The 350-nt window shown below is 43.1% G+C and carries 1 other RNA gene; it reads left to right on the forward strand.

The window, feature by feature from the left end:
• Positions 1 to 350, forward strand: an RNA gene (rnpB, locus tag QWY29_RS19910) — RNase P RNA component class B; the annotation flags it as partial.

Below are 350 nucleotides of genomic sequence, written 5' to 3' on the forward strand. Positions count from 1 at the left end.
TCGCGTGGTAAATATTGCAATTTTATCATGAGGAAAGTCCATGCTAGCACTGGCTGTGATGCCAGTAGTGTTTGTGCTAGACAAAAAAATAAGTCTAGGGATGTGCTTTGCGCATTACGGCGGATAAAATGGCTAAGTCTTTGATAGGCCGGAGTAATTCTGAAAGTGCCACAGTGACGTAGCTTTTATGGAAACATAAAAGGTGGAACGCGGTAAACCCCTCAAGCTAGCAACCCAAACTTTGGTAGGGGCATGGAAAAGCTGGAAAAAGAACGGTCTTTTCTGACTGCATAAGCAGTAGACAGATGATTATCAAAAAAGGTGGTACCTAGTCGCCTTTGGAACAAAAC

Origin of the sequence: Nocardioides abyssi (assembly GCF_030412915.1) — a bacterium.
GTDB classification, from domain to species: domain Bacteria; phylum Actinomycetota; class Actinomycetes; order Propionibacteriales; family Nocardioidaceae; genus Nocardioides; species Nocardioides abyssi.